19 protein-coding genes and 1 pseudogene are annotated in these 19,374 nt (G+C 60.1%); 15 read left to right on the top strand and 5 right to left on the bottom strand.

From position 1 onward, the window contains the following. The first annotated feature begins 7 nt into the window (after positions 1-7). The 3 genes from CV013_RS02840 to CV013_RS02830 are packed head-to-tail and all read left to right on the top strand — an operon-like array spanning position 8 to position 2,628. A complete protein-coding gene (locus CV013_RS02840; protein ID WP_102153764.1) occupies positions 8-934 on the top strand; it encodes a hypothetical protein in 927 nt (308 codons plus the stop codon). Next, entirely contained in the window at positions 931-1,443 is a 513-nt protein-coding gene (locus CV013_RS02835) for a DUF2141 domain-containing protein (RefSeq protein ID WP_102153763.1), read from the top strand. Before CV013_RS02840 ends, CV013_RS02835 begins: the two co-directional genes overlap by 4 nt. Positions 1,444-1,455: 12 nt before the next feature. After that, positions 1,456-2,628, top strand: a complete 1,173-nt coding sequence (locus tag CV013_RS02830; protein WP_102153762.1) for a glycosyltransferase — start codon at positions 1,456-1,458, stop codon at positions 2,626-2,628. Here CV013_RS02830 and CV013_RS02825 read toward each other — a convergent pair. Further along, positions 2,615-3,397 carry an enoyl-CoA hydratase-related protein gene (locus tag CV013_RS02825; RefSeq protein WP_102153761.1) on the bottom strand — a complete coding sequence of 261 codons (783 nt, stop codon included), beginning with the start codon at positions 3,395-3,397 and terminating at the stop codon, positions 2,615-2,617. The genes CV013_RS02830 and CV013_RS02825 overlap by 14 nt on opposite strands. A gap of 173 nt (positions 3,398-3,570) precedes the next feature. Between CV013_RS02825 and CV013_RS02820 the strand changes: the two genes are divergently transcribed. From CV013_RS02820 to CV013_RS02780, 8 genes are all read left to right on the top strand, one after another. Further along, positions 3,571-5,607, top strand: coding sequence for a TonB-dependent receptor (locus CV013_RS02820; protein ID WP_102153896.1), 2,037 nt, complete (start codon positions 3,571-3,573; stop codon positions 5,605-5,607). A gap of 234 nt (positions 5,608-5,841) precedes the next feature. Continuing rightward, a complete protein-coding gene (locus CV013_RS02815; protein WP_102153760.1) occupies positions 5,842-7,086 on the top strand; it encodes a tyrosine-type recombinase/integrase in 1,245 nt (414 codons plus the stop codon). Continuing rightward, entirely contained in the window at positions 7,083-7,715 is a 633-nt protein-coding gene (locus CV013_RS02810) for a hypothetical protein (RefSeq protein ID WP_102153759.1), read from the top strand. Before CV013_RS02815 ends, CV013_RS02810 begins: the two co-directional genes overlap by 4 nt. A gap of 87 nt (positions 7,716-7,802) precedes the next feature. Continuing rightward, on the top strand, positions 7,803-8,003 hold the full coding sequence (locus tag CV013_RS15625) for a helix-turn-helix domain-containing protein (protein WP_232806556.1): 201 nt from the start codon (positions 7,803-7,805) through the stop codon (positions 8,001-8,003). 184 nt (positions 8,004-8,187) lie between these two features. Beyond that, positions 8,188-8,391: a hypothetical protein gene (locus CV013_RS02795; RefSeq protein ID WP_102153757.1), complete on the top strand. Its 204-nt coding sequence runs from the start codon at positions 8,188-8,190 to the stop codon at positions 8,389-8,391. Next, complete coding sequence (locus tag CV013_RS02790; protein ID WP_102153756.1) at positions 8,388-8,678, top strand: hypothetical protein; 291 nt, start codon at positions 8,388-8,390, stop codon at positions 8,676-8,678. The genes CV013_RS02795 and CV013_RS02790 overlap by 4 nt, the downstream gene beginning before the upstream one ends. Positions 8,679-8,893: 215 nt before the next feature. Further along, positions 8,894-9,202: a hypothetical protein gene (locus tag CV013_RS15620; protein WP_190276447.1), complete on the top strand. Its 309-nt coding sequence runs from the start codon at positions 8,894-8,896 to the stop codon at positions 9,200-9,202. Beyond that, on the top strand, positions 9,156-9,503 hold the full coding sequence (locus CV013_RS02780) for a hypothetical protein (protein ID WP_123639863.1): 348 nt from the start codon (positions 9,156-9,158) through the stop codon (positions 9,501-9,503). The genes CV013_RS15620 and CV013_RS02780 overlap by 47 nt, the downstream gene beginning before the upstream one ends. A 346-nt stretch (positions 9,504-9,849) precedes the next feature. Here CV013_RS02780 and CV013_RS02775 read toward each other — a convergent pair whose 3' ends face one another. Next, entirely contained in the window at positions 9,850-10,833 is a 984-nt protein-coding gene (locus CV013_RS02775) for a FecR family protein (protein ID WP_102153753.1), read from the bottom strand. Beyond that, complete coding sequence (locus CV013_RS02770) at positions 10,830-11,342, bottom strand: RNA polymerase sigma factor (RefSeq protein WP_232806555.1); 513 nt, start codon at positions 11,340-11,342, stop codon at positions 10,830-10,832. The genes CV013_RS02775 and CV013_RS02770 overlap by 4 nt, the downstream gene beginning before the upstream one ends. Positions 11,343-11,664: 322 nt before the next feature. On the opposite strand from CV013_RS02770, the gene CV013_RS02765 reads away from it, so the two are divergent. The 3 genes from CV013_RS02765 (at position 11,665) to CV013_RS02755 (ending at position 18,284) form a co-directional block, all read left to right on the top strand. Continuing rightward, positions 11,665-14,982, top strand: a complete 3,318-nt coding sequence (locus tag CV013_RS02765; RefSeq protein WP_102153751.1) for a TonB-dependent receptor domain-containing protein — start codon at positions 11,665-11,667, stop codon at positions 14,980-14,982. A gap of 131 nt (positions 14,983-15,113) precedes the next feature. Further along, positions 15,114-15,539 carry a hypothetical protein gene (locus tag CV013_RS02760; RefSeq protein WP_102153750.1) on the top strand — a complete coding sequence of 142 codons (426 nt, stop codon included), beginning with the start codon at positions 15,114-15,116 and terminating at the stop codon, positions 15,537-15,539. A gap of 216 nt (positions 15,540-15,755) precedes the next feature. Continuing rightward, complete coding sequence (locus tag CV013_RS02755) at positions 15,756-18,284, top strand: porin family protein (RefSeq protein WP_123639862.1); 2,529 nt, start codon at positions 15,756-15,758, stop codon at positions 18,282-18,284. 36 nt (positions 18,285-18,320) lie between these two features. Here the strand turns inward: CV013_RS02755 and CV013_RS15925 are convergent, their stop codons facing one another. After that, positions 18,321-18,455 (bottom strand): hypothetical protein, encoded by a 135-nt coding sequence (locus CV013_RS15925; RefSeq protein ID WP_268968800.1) that lies wholly within the window; start codon positions 18,453-18,455, stop codon positions 18,321-18,323. A gap of 253 nt (positions 18,456-18,708) precedes the next feature. Next, positions 18,709-18,966, bottom strand: a pseudogene (locus CV013_RS02750) (integrase core domain-containing protein); the annotation flags it as partial. A gap of 129 nt (positions 18,967-19,095) precedes the next feature. On the opposite strand from CV013_RS02750, the gene CV013_RS02745 reads away from it, so the two are divergent. Continuing rightward, the gene (locus tag CV013_RS02745; protein WP_102153748.1) at positions 19,096-19,296 is read left to right on the top strand and encodes a hypothetical protein; all 201 of its coding nucleotides are present in this window, start codon (positions 19,096-19,098) and stop codon (positions 19,294-19,296) included. Positions 19,297-19,374: the final 78 nt, after the last annotated feature.

The raw sequence follows: 19,374 nt of genomic DNA, 5'->3' as shown, positions 1-19,374 counted from the left end.
TCGCAATATGACGCAGGATACGCTTGCCTTGACGCCTGATAGCGACCGTATCGAGCTGGCTCCGCTCGACCGCCCGACGCGCAACCGGTTGTGGAACCTGGTGCCGATGGCGATTTCGCTTGCCCTGCTGGGGGCGGTGGCGTGGCAGTTGCGTTCGATCAACCTCGCTGAATTGTGGGCGATGGTTCCGCGTTCACCGCTGTTCTGGCTGGTGTTTCCATTCTTCTACCTCGCCGGCCCGATCAGCGAATGGATCATCTTCCGTCGCCTGTGGCAGATTCCTCTCTCGGGCTTCGGCGCACTGCTGCGTAAGCAGGTCGCGAACGAACTGCTGCTCGGATATCTGGGTGAGGCTTATTTCTATTCCTGGGCGCGCAAACGGACGGCAATGGTCGCCGCTCCATTCGGCGCAGTGAAGGATGTGACGATCCTGTCCGCTGTGGCGGGCAACGTGATGACTTTGCTGCTGCTGATCGGCGTATGGCCGATGATCGGCAGCACGATCCTGCAGGAAGGCAGCCGCCCGCTGTTGTGGTCGCTGGCGGTGGTTCTGCTGATTTCATTCGCAGCGATGGTGTTTCGCAAGTCCATTTTCTCGCTGCCCCGCAATGAACTGGTGTTCATTTTCGCGATGCACATCGCGCGTATCGTGGCATCGCTCGCACTGTCGGCGCTGTTGTGGCATCTGACGCTGCCCAGTGTTGCAGTTGTCTGGTGGATGTTCCTTGCGACCGTTCGCATGCTTATTTCTCGCCTGCCCTTCATCCCGAACAAGGATGTCGTGTTCGCCGGGCTCGCAGTGTTCCTATTCGGCCAGGACATTGCGATCGGCACGCTGATGGCGATGATGGCCGGCCTGCTGCTGATCACGCATATGTGTGTCGCAGCGGTGCTCGGCGTGGCCGATCTCGTAAAACCGGAGGTAACCGAATGAGAGCTCTATTGCTCCCCGCCGGGCTGCTGCTCGTCGCCGCGGCCCCGATCCCCTCGACACCCGATCTCGGCAAGGCCGAAGGTCAGTGCCGCGCGAATGAAAGCGGGCCCGCCTTCCTGGTCAATCCGGTCGGCATGAAAGACCGCACCGGCAACCTGAAGATCGAAGTTTACCCGGCAACTAAGAAAGACTTCCTTGAGGACGACAACATCCTCGTCATGCAGGGCAAGACATTCAGCCGGGTGGAAGTGCCTGCATCGTCTTCGACTCCGATCTGCATCCGCGTGCCGCGTGCGGGCACATATGCCGTCAGCGTGCTGCATGACCGGGACAAGAACCGGAAATTTGGCTGGAAAGTTGATGGTATCGGCTTCTCCTCCAACCCCAAGCTGGGGTGGGGTAAGCCGAACGTGAAGCACGTTGCCACACGCGCCGGATCGAGCCCGACTACGATTGATGTCGTGATGAATTATCGCAGCGGACTTGGAGTTGCCCCGCTCAAGCGTTAAGGGCTTTGGCCCATGCACATCGTTGACGTTTGCGGATTCTATTCCCCGCATGGCGGTGGTGTGCGGACCTATGTCGAACAGAAACTCGCTATAGGTCCGACGCTGGGGCATGAAATCACTATCGTTGCTCCCGGCCCCAGGGCCGAGATATCGGAGCGCGGGCCGAATGCACGAATCATGTTCGTGCCGTGCCCGCGCTTCCCTCTCGATGGCAAATATCACTATTTTGACGATACCGATCAGGTGCACGATACGCTCGATGCACTGGCGCCCGATTTCGTCGAGGTATCGACCCCCTGGCATAGTTCGAAGATGGTCGCCGAATGGGATGCGCCGGTCGCCCGTTCGATGGTGATGCACGCCGATCCGTTGTCGGCCTATGCCTATCGTTGGCTCAATCCGCCGTTCAGGCGTGCGACGATCGATCGCCATTTCTACCAATTCTGGGATCATATGCGCGAAATGGGCCACCGGTTCGACCGCATCGTGTGCGCCAGTCACGAACTGGGCGAGCGGCTGCGGCGGGGCGGGGTCGATCATATCGAGATCAATCCGATGGGCATCGAAGCGCATCGCTTCTCCCCGGAAAAGCGCGATCCCGAACTGCGGGCCGAATTGCTGCGCGAATGCAAACTGCCACCCAGCGCGCATCTGTTGCTGGGCGTGGGGCGGCTATCTCCCGAAAAGCGCTGGCCGATGGTGGTCGATGCCGTTCATCTGGCCGGGCAGCAATTGCAGATCGGGCTGGTCCTGTTCGGGCAGGGCAAGGAAAAGGACAATATCAAGCGCCGCATCGCGGGCAGCCCGCATATCCGGGTGTTCGGCCCTGAAACCGACCGGGCCAAGTTCCCCCGGATCGTGGCCAGCGCCGATGCGCTAATCCACGGTTGCGAAGCGGAAACGTTTTGCATGGCGGCGGCGGAGGCCCGCGCTTCGGGTACGCCAAGCATTGTGCCCGACCTTGGCGGTGCGGCAGATCATGCGCGCAACGGGGCAGGCATCCGCTATCGCGCGCGCAGCGCGACCAGCGCAGCGCAGGCCATCGTGGAAATGTTCAGCAAGCCGTTCCCGCCGTTCACGTGGAAAAGCCGGACGATGGAAGAACACTTCGCGGATCTGTTCGCCAGTTATGCCACGGCAATTGCCGAGCGACATGCTCGCGAAGCGGAGCTCACGCCCCTTTGAAAGCGGCCTTGCGCTTCTGAAGGAATGCCATCGCCCCTTCGGCTGCGTCGGCAGTGTTTCCTGCGATCCGCTGAGTATCGGCCTCTGCCTGCAGCGTGGTGTTCAGATCGCCGGACAAGCCGGCCCGTAAGGTGCGCTTCATCAGGCCGAGCGCCACTGTCGGTCCGCCAGCGAGACGAGTGGCGAGGGCAGATGATTCGTCCATCAGCGCATCGTCTTCCACGCATTTGTAGATCAGGCCGATCCGCTCCGCTTCTTCGCCAGAAATCTTTTCGCCCAGCATCATCATTCGCGTCGCCTGCGCGGTCCCGATCAGGCGAGGCAGCATCCAGCTGGACCCGCCATCGGGCACCAGACCGATGTTGACGAACGCCTGCAGGAAATATCCGCTCTTGCCTGAAATCACGAAATCCGCCGCCAGTGCGATGGAGCAGCCGACACCTGCCGCCGGGCCATTCACTGCGGCCACCACCGGCACGGGGACCGAAGCAAGCAGCTGGATCATTGGATTATAGCCCTGTTGCAACGAAGCGTATGCACGGTCGCCGCCGCTGATCGAAGAACTGGCATTGGTAGCCAGATCGGCGCCGGAACAGAACGCACGGCCAGCACCGCTCAGCAACACCGCGCGGGCATCGCCAATTTCGCGCAAGGCATCGAACAGTTCCCCGGCCATTTCCGGGGGACAGGCATTGAGCCGTTCGGGCCGATTGAGCGTTATCTTGAGGACATCGCCGTCTCTTTCGGCCGTGATGGTTTCATATGCCATTGTATTCTCCCGTTCGGGACGTTGCCCGCATTCAGTTCCAATCGCGAACCCAATGGCATTGCCCTGCGCGCTTTGGCAAGCTGCGAAAGTGCGGAGAACGGCTTGTGTCGGCCAGTCAACCGGGGCAACGCCGCGGTTCTTGGGTAATAACCTCTGGCTGGTAAGATATGGGCATGCAGAACGATGCGGGATCGGTGCGCGTCATTCCGGGGCTGGTCGCTGCGCTGTCAGTCTGGATCGCGGTGCCTGCTCCCGTATTGGCGGAAGAGGCCTCTGGCGACGGCAGCCCGCCGATTATCGTCACGGGAAAGGGGCTGAGCGATACGCCCGCGACACCTGCCTACGACACCCGGCGGATCGAGCGGGAGGTGCTGGCGACCACGGCATCGGGGCGGATAGAGGATGCGCTGGCGTCGGTTGCCGGATTTCAGCAGTTCCGCCGATCGGATAGCCGCTCCGCCAATCCATCGGCGCAGGGGGCAACATTGCGGGCGCTGGGGGGCAATGCTTCCAGCCGGGCGCTGGTGTTGCTGGACGGTGTGCCAATGGGCGATCCGTTCTTCGGCTATATTCCGTTCAGCGCGATTGTGCCCGAACGGTTTGCCTATGTGCAAGTGACACGGGGCGGCGGATCGGGCCCGTTCGGCGCGGGCGCACTGGCGGGAACCATCGAAATGGTCAGTGCCGATGCCGCATCGCTCCGCCCGGTCAGCGGACAGGTGCTGTTGAATGATCGAGGCGAGACAGAGGCCAGTGCCACTCTCGCCGCACCGCTCGGCGCGGGCTTCGCCACGGTGTCGGGGCGATGGGATCGCGGGCAGGGTTTCTGGACCACGCCCGAACGACAGCGGGTGCCTGCCAGCGCGCGTGCGGCTTACGATAGCTATTCGGTGCAGATGCGCGGGGTCGCGCCGCTGAGCAACAATGTCGAGTTGCAGGCCCATGCGCTGGCCTATCGCGATGACAGGACGCTGCGCTTCACCGGGGCGGACAGCACTATAGAAGGGCAGGATGCCAGCTTGCGCCTGGTCGGGCGCGGGGACTGGCAGTTCGATATTCTGGGATATGTGCAGGCGCGCAATTTCACGAATGTCGTCGTCAGTTCGACCCGGTTCGTGCCAGTGCTCGATCAACGCAACACGCCGACCACCGGGCTGGGCGGCAAGATCGAGCTGCGCCCTCCGCTTGGCCCGGCCAATGTGCTGCGGATCGGGCTGGATTATCGCAAGGCATCGGGCGAACTCTCCGAAACCGCGCTCAGCGCTTTCACCGGCCAGATTACCGCCCGCCGTCATGCCGGGGGCAGCAATACCGACCTCGGCCTCTATCTGGAAAACGATCTGACGCTGGGCGATCTGACGCTGACCGCAGGCGTACGGGCCGACCGGTTTACCATACGCGACGGGTTCTATGTGGAGCGTGCCGGGGGCGGCGCGGTAAGGATCAGCGATCGCTTCGCCAACCGTTCGGGTTGGGACACATCGGTGCGCGGCGGAGCGCTCTACCGGCTGGGCAATGGCGTGCGACTGCGCGCTGCGGCCTATACCGGGCTGCGCTTGCCGACGCTGAACGAACTGTACCGCCCGTTCGTGGTCTTCCCCGTGACCACGCAGGCCAATGCCGCGCTCGATAACGAACGGCTGGTGGGATACGAAGCGGGTATCGACTTCGCACCCGGCGAAGCGGTGGACTTGTCGCTGACCGCCTTCGACAATCGGGTGGAGCATGCCATTGCCAATGTCACGCTCGATGCCGTGACCCGCCAGCGCCGTAATATCGGTGCGATCCACGCGCGCGGGCTGGAGGCCGGGGCCGGGCTATCGCTGGGCAAGTTCAGCTTGCGCGGATCGCTGGCCTATACCGATGCGCGGATGGAGCAGGCGAGTGCTGCATTTGACGGCAATCGTCCGCAACAGGTGCCGCAATGGGCAGGCAGCGCCACGGCGACATATCGCCCCGATACCGGTTGGCTCGTTGCCACGACGCTGCGCCATGTCGGCGCACAGTTCGAGGACGATCTGCAGACCGACCTGCTGCCTGCCGCGACGACCATCGATGCTTACCTGCAAGTACCCCTGACCGCACGTCTGGCACTGGTGATCCGGGGAGAGAACCTGAGCAATGAAGCGATCGTTACCCGTAATCAGGCCGGATCAATCGACCTCGGCACCCCGCGCACAGTGTGGGCGGGGGTAAAGATCGGCCTGTGATACAGGTGGCGGAGAAGGATTCCGCCTAACTATCCGCCAGATGTGTTCGAATTTGTCTTCTTACATACTGTAAAATATATGATCTTATGCCATCGTGACAATCTGACCGGCCGCATGTGTTCCGTTGCGTTCCCATAAAAAACGCTATTATCGGGGAACGGTTATGGGAACGGCTGCTATTTCCGCCAATGAGGTAGGGTGCTGGCAGGTTCGATTCCCTGACAGGGAGCCGAAATGCCAAAGAAGCTGCACAACGCGCTAACCTCTCTTGCGGTGAAGAACGCCAAGTCGGGACGCCATGCCGATGGTGGCGGGCTGCATTTGCTGGTGAAGCCAACCGGTGCGCGCTCTTGGGTCTTTCGCTTTATGCTCAATGGCAGATCGCGCGATGTTGGCCTTGGCGCGGCTGGGCAAGGCGGCATGTCGCTTGCCGATGCGCGCGACGAAGCGGCGGCGCTGCGCCTCAAGGTCAAGGCGGGCATTGATCCGCTGGAGGAAAGGGGCAGGGAAGCCGCTCAGACGCTCGCGGCGGCTCAGGCTGCCAAGGTCGCCGGAACCACGTTCAGGGACGTGGCAACCGCCTATATCGCCGTGAATGAGGAAAGCTGGCGCAACCCCAAGCATCGCCAGCAATGGCGCAACACGCTCGACACCTATGTTTATCCGGTGATCGGGGATTTGCCGGTTGCCGAGGTCGAAACCGCGCACGTCTTGAAAATCCTTGAGCCGATCTGGAAAGGGAAAGCCGAGACTGCCAGCCGCATTCGCGGGCGGATTGAAACCGTGCTCGATAGCGCCAAGGCGCGCGGCTATCGGCAGGGAGAAAACCCGGCGCGCTGGCGCGGACACCTTGCACAAATCCTGCCCGCTCGCACCCAGCTATCGCGCGGCCATCACAAGGCCATCGCCTATGAGCAAGTCCCGGCTTTTGTCCGCGCGCTGCACAAGCGGGAGGCTGTCGCGGCGCTGGCGCTCGAATTTACGATCCTCACCGCTGCCCGCTCTGGCGAAGTGATCGGCGCGACTTGGGCAGAGGTCGATTTGCAAAAGGCGATCTGGACGATCCCAGCCGACCGCATGAAGGCCGCGAAAGAGCATCGCGTGCCGCTGTCCCCGCGCGCTGTTGCCATCCTCGAAAGCCTCCAGCCGCTTGGCAGTGCATACCTGTTTCCCGGCGCGAAGGGCGGCAAGCTGTCCGGCATGGCCATGGCGATGCTCATGCGCCGCATGAAGGTTGACGCGACCGTGCACGGCTTCCGTTCGGGTTTCCGCGACTGGGCCGCCGAATGCACGGGCTATGCCCATGAGGTTGCCGAAATGGCGCTGGCCCACACCATCGAGAACAAGGTGGAGCGGGCCTATCGGCGCGGCGATCTGTTCGACAAACGGCGGCGGCTCATGGACGATTGGGCCACATATTGTGCCAGCGACGGCGCGGCTGGTGCCAAGGTTTCGCCAATCCGGGGAGCGGCTGCATGAACGAGGCAAGCCGTTTCAGGCCTTTTGGAATTATCGACAGCTTAAACCTATTGGATTCGATACTAGCCAAGAACACCGAGATTTATGAGAACGGTCCCTCGCAGGATCAACGCGATGCGATAGCGAACTGCCTGCTATCGACGGCAAGCTATCTTTCGGAAAACGGTGTTGACCTTCGACACCTCCAGCCGATCTTGCACGCGGTCGAAACCCTGACTGAGCGCGAGAACAATCGTCTTGATCCAATCTTTTGCGAGCGCATCCGGCAAGGTGCGCCGTCCCGTTCCCTCAAGCGGAATCAACAAGACGGGATAATCGCGGCTATCGCCAATCACTGGCTAGCTCACAATGCTGACAAGTCGACTCCAATGAAGAGTCGCTTGGCTGCGGTCGCGCGTTTGATGCAAAATTCTGGCTTGGGAGACTTGGACGCTGCCCGCGTCAGGCAAGCTCGTGAACTTGTCTCTCAGGATGCGTCCGATCATCCGGCAAGCGTGATGGCTGGTGTAATCGATTCCTGGCTTGAGCGCGCATCAACGGACTTTGGCGAGAACGAAGCCGTGAGCATCATCTTGCCGATGGTTCAACAATTCGCCGCTGCGAGCTTCCACCAGCAGGAAACTGAATAACCCCCCATGTTTTTCGGTTAGCATCCGGTGTCCTTGGTTTCCGCAATGTCTGGGCAATCCCGCACGGACCTTGCGGGATTCTTTCCAATGACAACAATGCAAATCAAACCATCGCACTTGCCGATTCCTGGCGCGGTTGCCTACTCTGGATCGTCGCGCACTTCGATTTATGAAGTCCTGAAAATGGGCAAGATTGAAGCGAAAAAGTGCGGGCGACGAACACTCGTTTCCGTCGCGTCGCTTGACGCCTATCTGGCCAGCCTCCCGACTTATCAGGCGGGAGCATGAGCAATGGCGACACTTATGCAAAACCTCGGCGGGCAGGCCGGGGCTTCGCGCAATCGACTTGGCGGCTGGTTGCATTCCCCCTCTACTGCATCGGATCGGCAGGTGCAATTGATCGCCTCCCGTTTTTGCCTCTCGCCTTGGATGGCGCTGGATATGGCACGGCTCTGCTTTGGGGAGGGCTGCAATGACTGAACGGCGCTTTTCCGATCACCGGGCAGCGGCGCTCGCCCTGCTCAACGGCACCAGCCGCCTGAGCCGCAAGGCCGGGCAATTCCTTGGCCAGCTTGCGGTTGATCCAACGCCCATGAGCGAAGCGCAGGCCGATTGGCTGGCGAAGTTGCTGGATCGCGCAGGCTTGCCACCGATGGCAGAGGGAGGCGCGGCATGAGCACCTATCCCGATGCACCGGGGCACCGGAACGTGGAAACCTCGATTGCCGCTGCCGATGCCCTTGCGCCCAAGCTGGGGTGGCTCCAGCGCATGGCAGAGGGCGCAATCCGCGATGCTGGCGCGCATGGCCTTACCGCCGACGAACTGGCGGCACGGCTCGATATGGACCGCTGGTCAATCCAGCCGCGCACCAGCGAATTGAAGCGCAAGGGGGTTATCCGTGACAGCGGGCAGCGCAGGCCGAATAGCACCGGCAAGCTGGCCATTGTCTGGATTGCCGCGTGATCGCTGCCGCCATGCCAAAGACGCCACAGAGCGCCCGGCATGGCGGCGCTTTGAAACTCCACCGGGATTGCGGTTTCGGTGGAGCTTCAATTGCACCGCTCCAGCCAAAATCGCTCGCAAATCCGCCGATTGACCGAACTGGCACGGCGCTTGCTATTAACTACTTTACCTCTGGTGTGGCAGCCCTTTCCGCTGGAGGCACGGGCCGGGGCGGCGTGCGCAACCGTGCCGACCGGGAAAGCCATGCACTGAAACCCGCTCAGATTGCCAATCTGAAGGCCGCTGAGCGCCATGCCGAGAAGATCGGGCTGCCGTTCACCCGCATGATCTCGATTCACTGGCAGGCGGCTGGCGTGCCAGTGGCGGGGATGGCGAAGGCGACCTATCGCTATGCCGACTTGCTGACAAAGGCGCTGGCCCGGCATGGCAGCCGCATGGCATGGCTCTGGACGCATGAAAACGTCCCCGGCAACGGCCATGACAAAGGCGGGCACTGTCACTTGCTCGCCCTATTTGCCTGCTGATCCCGTTTCGCGCCTGACAGCCCTGCAACGGGGCTGGCTTCGCCGGATCACCGGGCAACCTTACCGGGCGCGCGTGATCCACAGCAAACCGATTGGCGGGCGGCTGGGGCTGGAGGCAGGCAATCCCGATCTCCACGCCGTCAATCTGGAGGCGGCGCTTGCCTATGTCCTGAAAGGAGCAAGCCCTGAGGCCGCTTCACAATTCGATCTGGAACGGCTGGAACCGGGCGGGCGCATCATCGGCAAGCGTTGCGGAACCTCTCAAAACATCGGCGCGAAGGCGCGCAAAGCGAAAGACTGACAATGACTGAAACGAGCAAGGCGAAACGCAAGCACCCGGCGCGCAAGGGCAAGTCTGGTGTCCAGGGAACTCGGTCTCGGGCGCAAGCCGAAGACGTCAGCCAAAGCGCCGGCGCGGCGCCCGCGCGCCAGGCAGGCGCCCGCAGTCTGAACGCTGCTCGGCACCGCCCCCGAGATCGACACAAAGCAAAAAAAGGGAGCCGACGCCAATCCTGGAGAGGCTAGAATTGGCATCAGCCCAGTGATTCCTCGGGGAGAGGGAGATGTGCTGTGTACTCGAATAAAGATCCCTACCCGCGATAGATCCGTTCGTGACTTTCAAGGTTTGCGCGTGACGGTAGAACTGATCAGTTCTCAGTCAGTATAATCTCATCGTCCGTTGCAGATTCCTGCTTTGCTATACCATTGAGTTCGAGTGCTTTGATGAACCCGTCAACATCCCCCGCCGAGAATACCCCCACGATCTCCCGGTCTGGAATGGTCTTGTCCTTGAAGGTCAACTTTCGCGTGGAGTATCGATTCACCTCCGCGACGGCCTCTGACAACGGGTCGTGCATGAAAATGAGACGGCCTTCGGTCCAGCCCGTCTCCTTCTCCACGTCTGCGTTGGTCAGCGTCCAGCGCCGATCTGTATCGATCACGAGCTGGCGACCCGGAGTCATATCGGTGCCGGTGCCGTTTCCGCTTTCGCTCGCATCCTCGACCCGAACCTTTCCTTCGGCCAGGACGACCGTCAATTCCCCGTGATCCATGCTGACCTCGAATGCGGTTCCCACCGCGCGGACTGTCTTGCCGGCCGCATAGACTATGAAGGGCCTGGACCGTTCGCTCGCGACCTCGAAATAGGCGCGCCCGCGGAGCAGCTGCACACGGCGCTCGTCAGGCAGATCCGAGAAGCTCATGTCGGTTTCGGAGTCGAGCTTCACGATCGACCCGTCGGGAAGCGTGATAGTGGCACGTTGCCCGGTTTTGGTCTGGAAAGACTGCTCCGGATGACCCCGCTCGCCAAACGGGAGGCCACCTAGGGAAAGCCAACCGATGCCTCCCACCAGCAGGATCGATGCAACCGCAGCGAAAACCTTCGAACGGCTGAACCCGGTGCGGGGGGGGGCGGAGTCATCCGACGGGGCGAGATCGGCCGCCGTCGTGCTGGCGACGTACCATGCTCTGTCGATCACCTCGTAGGCGCCGCGATGCGCGTCAGATTGGCCGATCCAGTCGCGGAAGCGAACTTCGTCTTCCGGCGTCATATCGCCCGCGAGCCGCTCGTTGTACCAGTCCGCCGCTTCGGATCGCAGTTTGGCGCGACGGTCGGATTGCGCGCCGGTCATCGGTCAAGCTCGCGATCTTCGGCGATGCGGACAAGCGCGCGGTGCATGAGGTCTTTCACGGATTCTCTGGAGATGGACATGCGCTCGGCGATCGCCTGATAGGTCAGGTTCTCGAACCGGTGCAGTTCGAAGGCTTCGCGCGTTCGCGGCGGCAAATTGCGGATTGCTGTGAGCACGCGTTGGTATTCCTCTCGTCCGATCGCGATGCGGTCGGGGGAAAGCGGGTCGGGGGCGTCGTGGCCTTCGCCCCAGTCTTCATGCAGCAGACTGACGCGCGCGGCCTGCTTGCGATACCGGTCGACGAGCACATTGTGCGCGGTTCTGAATAGATAGCCTTCAATGTTCTCAATCGCGTCATTTGCTTGGGCGGACTGGAGCCGCGTAAAAACATCCTGAACCAGATCATCGACGTCCTGCTCGGGGACGCGGCGCCGAAAATAGCGGCGAAGACCTGGTCCGTACACTGTCATCCAGGCGCCGTAATCTGGCCGTGGTTGTACCGAAGTCATCGTCAGCGAACGCTCGCGAGAGGCCAGATCCGACAGTGCTCGCCAAACTTCTCGTTCATTCTAAGTTTCCACCGATTGTCCCCGATGCATTGGCACTTAAAGGAATAGACGCGCAAACTGGCGACTAGGGGGGGCGAAATCTGCGTCTACCTAAAAATTCTTTCTAGGGGTTCCCCTACGGCAGGCGAGAACTTCCGAAAAAATGTCGGCCGGCGCCCCCCCTGACTCGCCTATTTTGCGTCCTATGAAGTGATGGGGCAGTCCACATCGAGAACTCTGGGGGAACTCCCGGATACACAAAAATAACGTGGGAGAGGGATACATGCATTTTGGTGCATCTGCGCTGCAACAGGTTCTTTTGAGCAGCGCGGCCGTTGTAGGTTTGGCCGCTACAGCAGTGCCCGCACAGGCGGGCGAGAAACTCATAAGCTATAATATTCCGGCGCAACCGCTTGAGGGTGCCTTGCGGGATTTCGGTGTGCAGAATGGCATGACGATCATGGCCGACACTGCGCTTGTCCGCGGTAAGCGGACGCTTGGCTTTAGCGACCGGGCAGGACCAGAGACGGCCCTGCGTGCGCTGCTGAAAGGCACCGGGCTGACCTATCGGCGCGACGGTAGTGTGTTCGTGGTGACGCAGGCGCAGCCGCAGCCGCAGCCCGCACCGTCACCGAGCGCTTCTCCCCGCCCCGTCGTGGCAGCAGCTTCCGAAATCATCGTGACCGCGCAGAAGCGTGAGGAATCGATTCAGGACGTGCCGATCGCGGTCACGGCGCTATCCAATGCCGAGCTTGATGGCCGCAAGATCGAGGGTGGTTCGGAGTTGCTGCGGGCGGTGCCCAACGTGAACTTCTCCAAAAGTAACTTCAGCATGTACAACTTCTCGATCCGCGGGATCGGGACGAAAGCGATCTCGGCGTCAAGCGACCCGGCGGTGGCAGTCAGCTTCAACAATACGCCCCTGGTGCGCAATCGCCTGTTTGAGCAAGAATTTCTCGATCTTGAGCGAGTGGAGGTGCTTCGCGGGCCGCAGGGTACTCTTTATGGCCGCAATGCCACCGCCGGTGTGGTCAACATGATCTCCGCACTGCCAACCGATGAGTTCGAAGGATCGATCCAGGGCGAAGTTGGCAGCTACGCCACTCGGCGACTGCGAGGCATGCTCAATGTGCCGATGGGTGACACGCTCGGCGCTCGCATCGCCGGTCAACTGACCAAACGCAATGGGTTCGACTACAACACGTTTACGCAGGAGGATGTGAACGGCCGTGATCTTTGGTCCACTCGCGCCACCTTGCAATGGGAGCCGAGCGACCGCTTCCGCGCCAACATAATCTGGCAGCACTTCGAAGAGGACGACAACCGGTCGCGTACGGGCAAACAGCTTTGTCGCACCGATTCGGGACCTGAAATGGTTGGAGATACTCCGGTGCCCGAGGCGGTGCGCGGTAAGCTCAGTCAAGGTTGCTTGCCCGGCTCCCTTTACGATGACTCGGCGTACGGAGTGCCCAACGGGCTCAGCCTGGTTTATCTTGAGGTCCCCTCTACCATTAGTCTCGGCTTCCAATCCGACCCCAGCGCCCCCCGAGGTGTTGGCCCTCTTGTGTACGCCGTAAAGGGTGGCGATCCCTTCGCCGGAGTGACCCAGTCCCGCAACCTGCGGGAAATCTCAACCAGTTACGACCCGGTGTTTCGGGCGAAGAATGATGTGGTTCAGCTCAACCTCGAGTTTGAACCGGCCGATGGATTGCAACTGGTCTCGCAAACAGCTTACTCGCGGGATCGCTTCTACTCGACGCAAGATTACAATCGCTTCGTCACGAACCCTGTTTTCAACGATTCCACACAAGCGCTCGTCAACATTTTTGGCAGACCCATAGACACCACCGAGTTTCCTGGTCCTACGCCGGGAGGCATTTTCTGTGATCCGCAGCTCGGATGCTCTGATCGGATGGTGTCTGCTGATCTCAGCCGTTCGCGCAACCGCCAGTGGTCGCAGGAGTTCCGTCTCCAATCCGACTTCGGTGGACCACTTAACTTCAATCTCGGAGCGAATTATTTAGATTTCAAGTCACAGGACGATTACTACGTTTTCAACAATATGTTCACTCTAATCGCGGACTGGTTCTACAGTGCCAGCGGAGTTCCGCGTCGTCCTACCCAGCCACCATGCGATCTGGGGTTCGAGGGTCGGGAGTGCCCCTACGTTGATCGTAACTCAATCGAAAATCTAGATAATCAAGGGCATAACTACTTTCTCAGCCAGAATGGAATCCGAATTAAGAGTCTCGGGATATTCGGTGAAATATATTGGGATATCGCTGATGATTTGAAGCTGACGCTTGGAGCGCGATATACACGCGATAAGAAGGTATCGGATCAGATCCCAAGCCAATTGCTGCTGGCGGGCGGTACGGAAAATCCGTTCGGGCCGGAGTTCGTCGGCGACATCACGGGCGGACGAGTAAACAGCGGCTATCCGGCGCTTCCAGACATTGAGCAGAAATGGGGTGAGTTCACCGGGCGTGCGGTACTCGATTGGCAGCCGGTACTCGATTTTACAGACAAAACCCTCGTCTATGTGTCCGCGTCCAGGGGCTACAAAGGGGGCGGGACCAATCCGCCCCGAGTGGATTTCAATCCTGAAATTGTGCAGTATCAGTTTCTGCCTCAGACGTTCCGGCCGGAATTTATCAATGCATTCGAGATCGGGACGAAGAACGCGTTTGACGGTGGTCGACTGACGCTGAACGCCAGTGCCTTCTTCTACGACTACACAGATTACCAGATATCCCAGATCGTAGATCGCATCGCCTATAACGAGAATTTTGATGCGACGATATGGGGACTCGAGTTCGAGGCGGCATGGCGTCCATCCCGTGCATTTAGTCTGCACGCGAATCTGGGCTATCTCAGGACGCGGTTGGGAGACGGCGCGCAGTCGATCGACGTGATGAACCGGACACAGGGCGATCCGGATTGGGTTCTTCTTCGCCCGTGGCTTCAGGTTCCGTCGAATTGTATCGCGCCGCGCGATTTCGTTGAGCAAGTTCTGGCGGGACCGGAAAATACCATCGCTTTGGCAGCACTGTGCCCCGGGGCTACTCGAATAGGCACGTATAATCCGGCCGTGGATGTTCGCCTTAACCGGTTCTACGAAAGATACGGCTTCACGTACGATCCCTTCGCGCCATACAATCCGGGCACGGTCGGTTTGGATATCGCCGATGGCGGCAGCGGCGCCCCCAACGGCGGGCGCGGCTTCTATGCCGACTTGTCCGGCAATGAGCTGCCCAACGCGCCGCGCTGGACGATAAACCTCGGCGCCCAGTACACCTTCTTCCTCGAGGACGACGACTGGGAGCTGACCTTCCGCGGCGACTACTATCGTCAGGCGAAGAGTTATGCGCGGGTTTACAACACCGAATACGACCGACTGAAAGCGTGGGACAACCTCAACCTCGCGGTGACGCTCGAACGTCCGGAATCGCAGCTCGCGTTCCAGCTCTACGTAAAGAACGTGTTCAACGATGCGCCGATCACCGACTTCTTCACCAACAGCGACGATACGGGGCTGACGAGCAACGTCTTCACTCTCGATCCGCGCATCATCGGCTTCAGCGTGACCAAGGGGTTCTAGAATAATGACAGCGGATGGCTATCGAAATAGCACACAATACTTTAAGTATATGTTGACTAATAATATGTAATATGGAATATTATAGATGTAGCGATTCGGCTACGAATAGTAAATGCAGTTGGGAGATTGCAATGAAAAGGCTTGTAAAGATTGCTGTACTTTCCTCAGCTTTTGTCGGAGCGCAGCTTATTGGTACCGCGGCAATGGCTCAATCAGCGCCGAATGGTGTTCTGAATGGCTTTGTTGTGGCCACTAAGGGAATCACACTGAACTGTGAGCTGGTGCTCACGCTCGACGCAGGCGCGAACGAAGGGTCCATCGCAATGAACCCTGGTGATGCAAATTGTGCTGCGTTGAATTTCAACGGAATGCCTTACGATACGTCTTATTCGAGCGGCGTGTTGACCTTCCATGATGTGGACGTGACCACCATTACTCTGGGCGATTGCGCTGGTGATATCAGTGGCACCTGGGATGGAACGACCCTACTCATCGATGACATCCTTCCCGCCAAGACGGCAGGGGCGGATTGCACCGTTGAGGGCTTCGCGTCGTAAGATCGGACGCCTTCTACGGCGATATGATTTGGAGTTGGCGGGCGCGCAATTTGCGCGCCCGCTTGACCTTTACTCGCTGAGTGAAAGGCCTTCTTCTGTTAAGTCGCAGCGTCGCTCATGCAATGAGCTCCGGCTTCACGTGAGTTCCGGCCGGATCTACGCGGGAAGCAACTCACAGCACTTGGCGACATAGCTTACTGTGAGCGTATTCCAGCGATGATATTGCCTCGATTTGTCATGTTGCTGTCGCTCGATCCATCTTACGGGCAGCACCTTCAGGGCGAGACGAGAGCGATGGACTTAAGCCCCGCCACGTCTAGGATGCCCGAAGTAGAAGCCGCCCCCGGTGATCGCGCATCTGAAGACGACATTGTTGTCACCGCTGGCCGTCGTGACGAGGCAGATGTTCCCGCCGAGGCTGAATTCAATGAAGCAGAGATCGCGAGCCAAGGTGCCGATAGTATTCAGGAGTTGCTCGCCCGCTTCGCTCCATTTATCGATCCAAGCGGGGAAGAGCCCGTCATTCTCATCAACGGCAAACCTGCCGGGTTCGACCGCTCAATTCTATCCTATCCCACCGAAGCGCTAAGCCGCCTCACGGTGCTGAAGCCCGAGGCGGCAGCGCACTACGGCGAGGCGGCGGGCAAGCGCGTCGTCAACCTGGTGCTCAAGAAGAGCTTTTCCATGCTGAACGCCGATGCTGGCGTGGAGTTCGCCACCGCCGGCGGCCAGTATGGCGGTGATCTTTCTCTCGGGCGTACCGCAATTAGCGGTGAAACCCGCTGGAATGTCCAAGCCAGGATCGGCCGCGATGGCTCCCTGCGCAGGGACGCAAGAGATATTCCAGCGCAAGACGGAGCTTTCGACAGCGTCGGTTATATCGGGCGCGCTGGAGGCGGGGAGATTGATCCCGCTCTGAGTATTGCGGTGGGAGAACGCGTCACCGACGCGGCTATTCCCGGCAACTTGGGGTCAGGTTCGCCGACACTCGAGGACTTCGTCGCAACCGCCGGCCTTCGTCATCCGGCCGATCCCAACGCCTTCGAAACTCTGCGATCGGGCCGACGCAATGCCTCGCTCAGTGTCGGTATTGCACACCCGGTGGGCGCCTTCTCCGCATCGTTGAACCTCAACGCCAACAGCAGCAGCAGCGAGGGTTTGCACGGCCTCCCGATGGCGTCGATCGTCATTCCCGCCGGCCATCCCTCGTCGCCTTTTGTCAACGACATTGTCCTCACGCGGCCGTTCTCCGGCGAGCGCGTGCTGCGCGCGGACAATAGCTCGGAATCGCTAAGCGCATCGCTGACGCTAAATGGCAGAATCGGAGACTGGCGAACGAGCCTGGGGACAAGCTATTCGCGCAACTGGGCGGACAACCTCCTCGAGCGCGGGATCGACGTCGAACACGTCCAGCAGTTGATCGATGCTGCCGAGCCCGACTTCAACCCCTACGGCCCGTGGGAGGACAGCCTGCTGCTCTCCAACCGCAATCGCGCGCGCGGAGAAAGTCTGAGCGCCCGGCTCAATGTCCGGAAGAATATTGTCGGTCTGCCTGCCGGCCAGGTCGTTTTGAGCGCGGCTGCCAACGCTAGCCATAATCGGACGCGAAGCCGGCAGAACGACAGCGGTGGGGAACTCCTCTCGGTGAATAATTCGGGTCGGGATCAACTGAACGGCCAGATGTCGCTCAGTCTGCCGATTTCGGCCCGCGATGGAGCCGCGATCGGACCATTGGGCGACCTAACCCTCGACCTATCCTTCAAGGGGCAGGCAATGACCAACACACGGACGCAGACGCGGTTCGGCGGTGATATGATCTGGTCGCCCATTTCGATCCTCCGTCTGCGCGGCTCGTTCGAATTTGCCCAGACAGCGCCCTCGTTCGATCAGCTCGACGCTCCGATCGTTACGACGGTCAACCGGATCTTCGATTACACCCGACAGGAGATCGCCGAACCCGTCTGGATCACCGGAGGTAATCCTGCGCTTGGCCGTGGTAGCCGGCAGAGCCTGGACTTGAGAGCCCTGATAAGGCCGTTCGACGATCAGACGCTGTCGCTCAAGATCGGCTATCGAAAGCATATCGCGAAGGGAGATGTGGCGTCGTTTCCCGAGCTGACCCCAGTTATCGAGGCGGCGTTTCCCGAGCGCGTGACACGCGATGCACAAGGACGGCTCATTGCTGTCGATGCGCGCGCCATCAACATTGTCCGCGACACCGATTCCGTGTTGACGACAGGTATTGCATTGCGCCTCCGTCAAGGATGGCGCAGCACATCCGATACCGATCCGCTGCAGTTCAGTCTCGCGGTCAATCATCGTTGGCAGCTGAAGAGCGAACTGCTCACCCGGCTCGGTGTCCCGCCTATCGATCAGCTCAGCAATGGCGGTCAATCGCGACACAACGTGTCGGTGCAGGCAACCGTAGGAAAGGCCGGGATTGGTGCAAGTTTGAATGGAAACTGGAGCAGTGCGACTCGAATTCGCGCGGGCGACGATAGCTTCGTCTCCGAACCGCCGATCGTGCTCAATCTCTCGACGTTCATCGAGCCCGATCGCCTCCTCGGCAAGTCAGAAGGTGGCGCGTTGATCGACGGCCTCAAGATTTCGTTCGATGTGCGAAATCTCTTTAATGGCTACCGCCGGGTAACACTGGATGATGGTAGCGTTCCCGCCGGATACAGTCGCGACGAGATCGATCCGCTTGGTCGAACGGTGCGACTAACGCTGCGAAAGAAATTCTAGCTCAACGCACAGCGCTGCATCACAGACTCCGCGTGTTCAGCCCATCACCCAATGCCACGCCTTCGATACCACGCCGGCAAGCGCGTAAACCGCACCAAAGGACATGAACGCAACCAGTGCCGCGAAAAGCACAATCTCGATCGCGAGGTAGGCTTTTCGAGTCCGGCGCATCGGTTCTCGCCCCAGTGATGGTTCCAGTTCACGCGTGACCCTGTTTGAACGCGGCGCGCGGCATGGGATACCCACCACGCGGCCCGCCGCCTGAAGCTGTGCTCCAGACCTTCATAATCCAGTCCGGTGGTAAGTACTTGACCGTGCGGACTGACGCGGCGACGGCCGGGGGGAATTCGGTGCGAGCGGAACGTCATGACGTGACCCCCAGCTTTCCCCCATCTGGGATTAGAGCCGGGCGGTTGTTGCACTGCTACCCAACCTTGGACCACTCGGGCCTGGAGTTTTCCGCCTCGCTCAGATCCGATGGGCTGGTGGCACCGGCTGAGTTTGCCAGCAAGATCGGAGGGATAGTCCCGATCGCGCTGTGCGGTCGCTCTTCGTTGTAGTGTCTACGCCACGCCTCCAGCTTTTCGCAAGCATCTTGCAGCGACAGGAACCAGTGCGCGTTCAGGCATTCGCTCCGTAGCTTGCTGTTGAACGCTTCGATGAACGCATTGTCGGTGGGCTTATCCAACTCGAAATCGGCAAATGGATTGGCGAGACGGCGAAGGCGAAAGACGAGCTTCAGCGTATCCGCGCCGAAATGCAAAACGACCCTGAAATCGTAATCGTGCTTCAGCATTCGAAGCCCTACATCATGGGGCTGGCGAGCGACGTTCGCGATCGGCTTCTTGAAGCCGGCTATCGGATGCACCAGCCCGACGCCATGCGTAAGATCGACGACGCCGTTGCCATGCGCGAACTCGCCGCGAAATACCCGAAGGTGACGAAGAGCATTCGTTCATCATGGTTCAACAACGCGATCGCGGAAAAGGCAAAGAGCCGCGTCGAAATCTAGTCCGCAAGTCCGATCGACGTTGCTCTGTGCCTGCCGCCGTAGTTCTTCCTTCCTTACAGCCCTACGGCGGTGCGTGCC

The organism is Tsuneonella flava (assembly GCF_002870965.1).
GTDB classification, from domain to species: Bacteria; Pseudomonadota; Alphaproteobacteria; order Sphingomonadales; family Sphingomonadaceae; genus Tsuneonella; species Tsuneonella flava.
The sequence above is the reverse complement of the archived record's forward strand: the minus strand, read 5'-3'. Positions and strand labels throughout refer to the sequence as shown.

What these genes read in the sequence shown, in the direction of transcription:
- CV013_RS02840 (WP_102153764.1), top strand. Translation starts at nt 8, where the DNA reads ATGACGCAGGATACGCTTGCCTTGACGCCTGATAGCGACCGTATCGAG.
- CV013_RS02835 (WP_102153763.1), top strand. Translation starts at nt 931, where the DNA reads ATGAGAGCTCTATTGCTCCCCGCCGGGCTGCTGCTCGTCGCCGCGGCC.
- CV013_RS02830 (WP_102153762.1), top strand. Translation starts at nt 1,456, where the DNA reads ATGCACATCGTTGACGTTTGCGGATTCTATTCCCCGCATGGCGGTGGT.
- CV013_RS02825 (WP_102153761.1), bottom strand. Translation starts at nt 3,397, where the DNA reads ATGGCATATGAAACCATCACGGCCGAAAGAGACGGCGATGTCCTCAAG.
- CV013_RS02820 (WP_102153896.1), top strand. Translation starts at nt 3,571, where the DNA reads ATGCAGAACGATGCGGGATCGGTGCGCGTCATTCCGGGGCTGGTCGCT.
- CV013_RS02815 (WP_102153760.1), top strand. Translation starts at nt 5,842, where the DNA reads ATGCCAAAGAAGCTGCACAACGCGCTAACCTCTCTTGCGGTGAAGAAC.
- CV013_RS02810 (WP_102153759.1), top strand. Translation starts at nt 7,083, where the DNA reads ATGAACGAGGCAAGCCGTTTCAGGCCTTTTGGAATTATCGACAGCTTA.
- CV013_RS15625 (WP_232806556.1), top strand. Translation starts at nt 7,803, where the DNA reads ATGACAACAATGCAAATCAAACCATCGCACTTGCCGATTCCTGGCGCG.
- CV013_RS02795 (WP_102153757.1), top strand. Translation starts at nt 8,188, where the DNA reads ATGACTGAACGGCGCTTTTCCGATCACCGGGCAGCGGCGCTCGCCCTG.
- CV013_RS02790 (WP_102153756.1), top strand. Translation starts at nt 8,388, where the DNA reads ATGAGCACCTATCCCGATGCACCGGGGCACCGGAACGTGGAAACCTCG.
- CV013_RS02780 (WP_123639863.1), top strand. Translation starts at nt 9,156, where the DNA reads ATGACAAAGGCGGGCACTGTCACTTGCTCGCCCTATTTGCCTGCTGAT.
- CV013_RS02775 (WP_102153753.1), bottom strand. Translation starts at nt 10,833, where the DNA reads ATGACCGGCGCGCAATCCGACCGTCGCGCCAAACTGCGATCCGAAGCG.
- CV013_RS02770 (WP_232806555.1), bottom strand. Translation starts at nt 11,342, where the DNA reads ATGACTTCGGTACAACCACGGCCAGATTACGGCGCCTGGATGACAGTG.
- CV013_RS02765 (WP_102153751.1), top strand. Translation starts at nt 11,665, where the DNA reads ATGCATTTTGGTGCATCTGCGCTGCAACAGGTTCTTTTGAGCAGCGCG.
- CV013_RS02760 (WP_102153750.1), top strand. Translation starts at nt 15,114, where the DNA reads ATGAAAAGGCTTGTAAAGATTGCTGTACTTTCCTCAGCTTTTGTCGGA.
- CV013_RS02755 (WP_123639862.1), top strand. Translation starts at nt 15,756, where the DNA reads ATGATATTGCCTCGATTTGTCATGTTGCTGTCGCTCGATCCATCTTAC.
- CV013_RS15925 (WP_268968800.1), bottom strand. Translation starts at nt 18,455, where the DNA reads ATGCGCCGGACTCGAAAAGCCTACCTCGCGATCGAGATTGTGCTTTTC.
- CV013_RS02745 (WP_102153748.1), top strand. Translation starts at nt 19,096, where the DNA reads ATGGGGCTGGCGAGCGACGTTCGCGATCGGCTTCTTGAAGCCGGCTAT.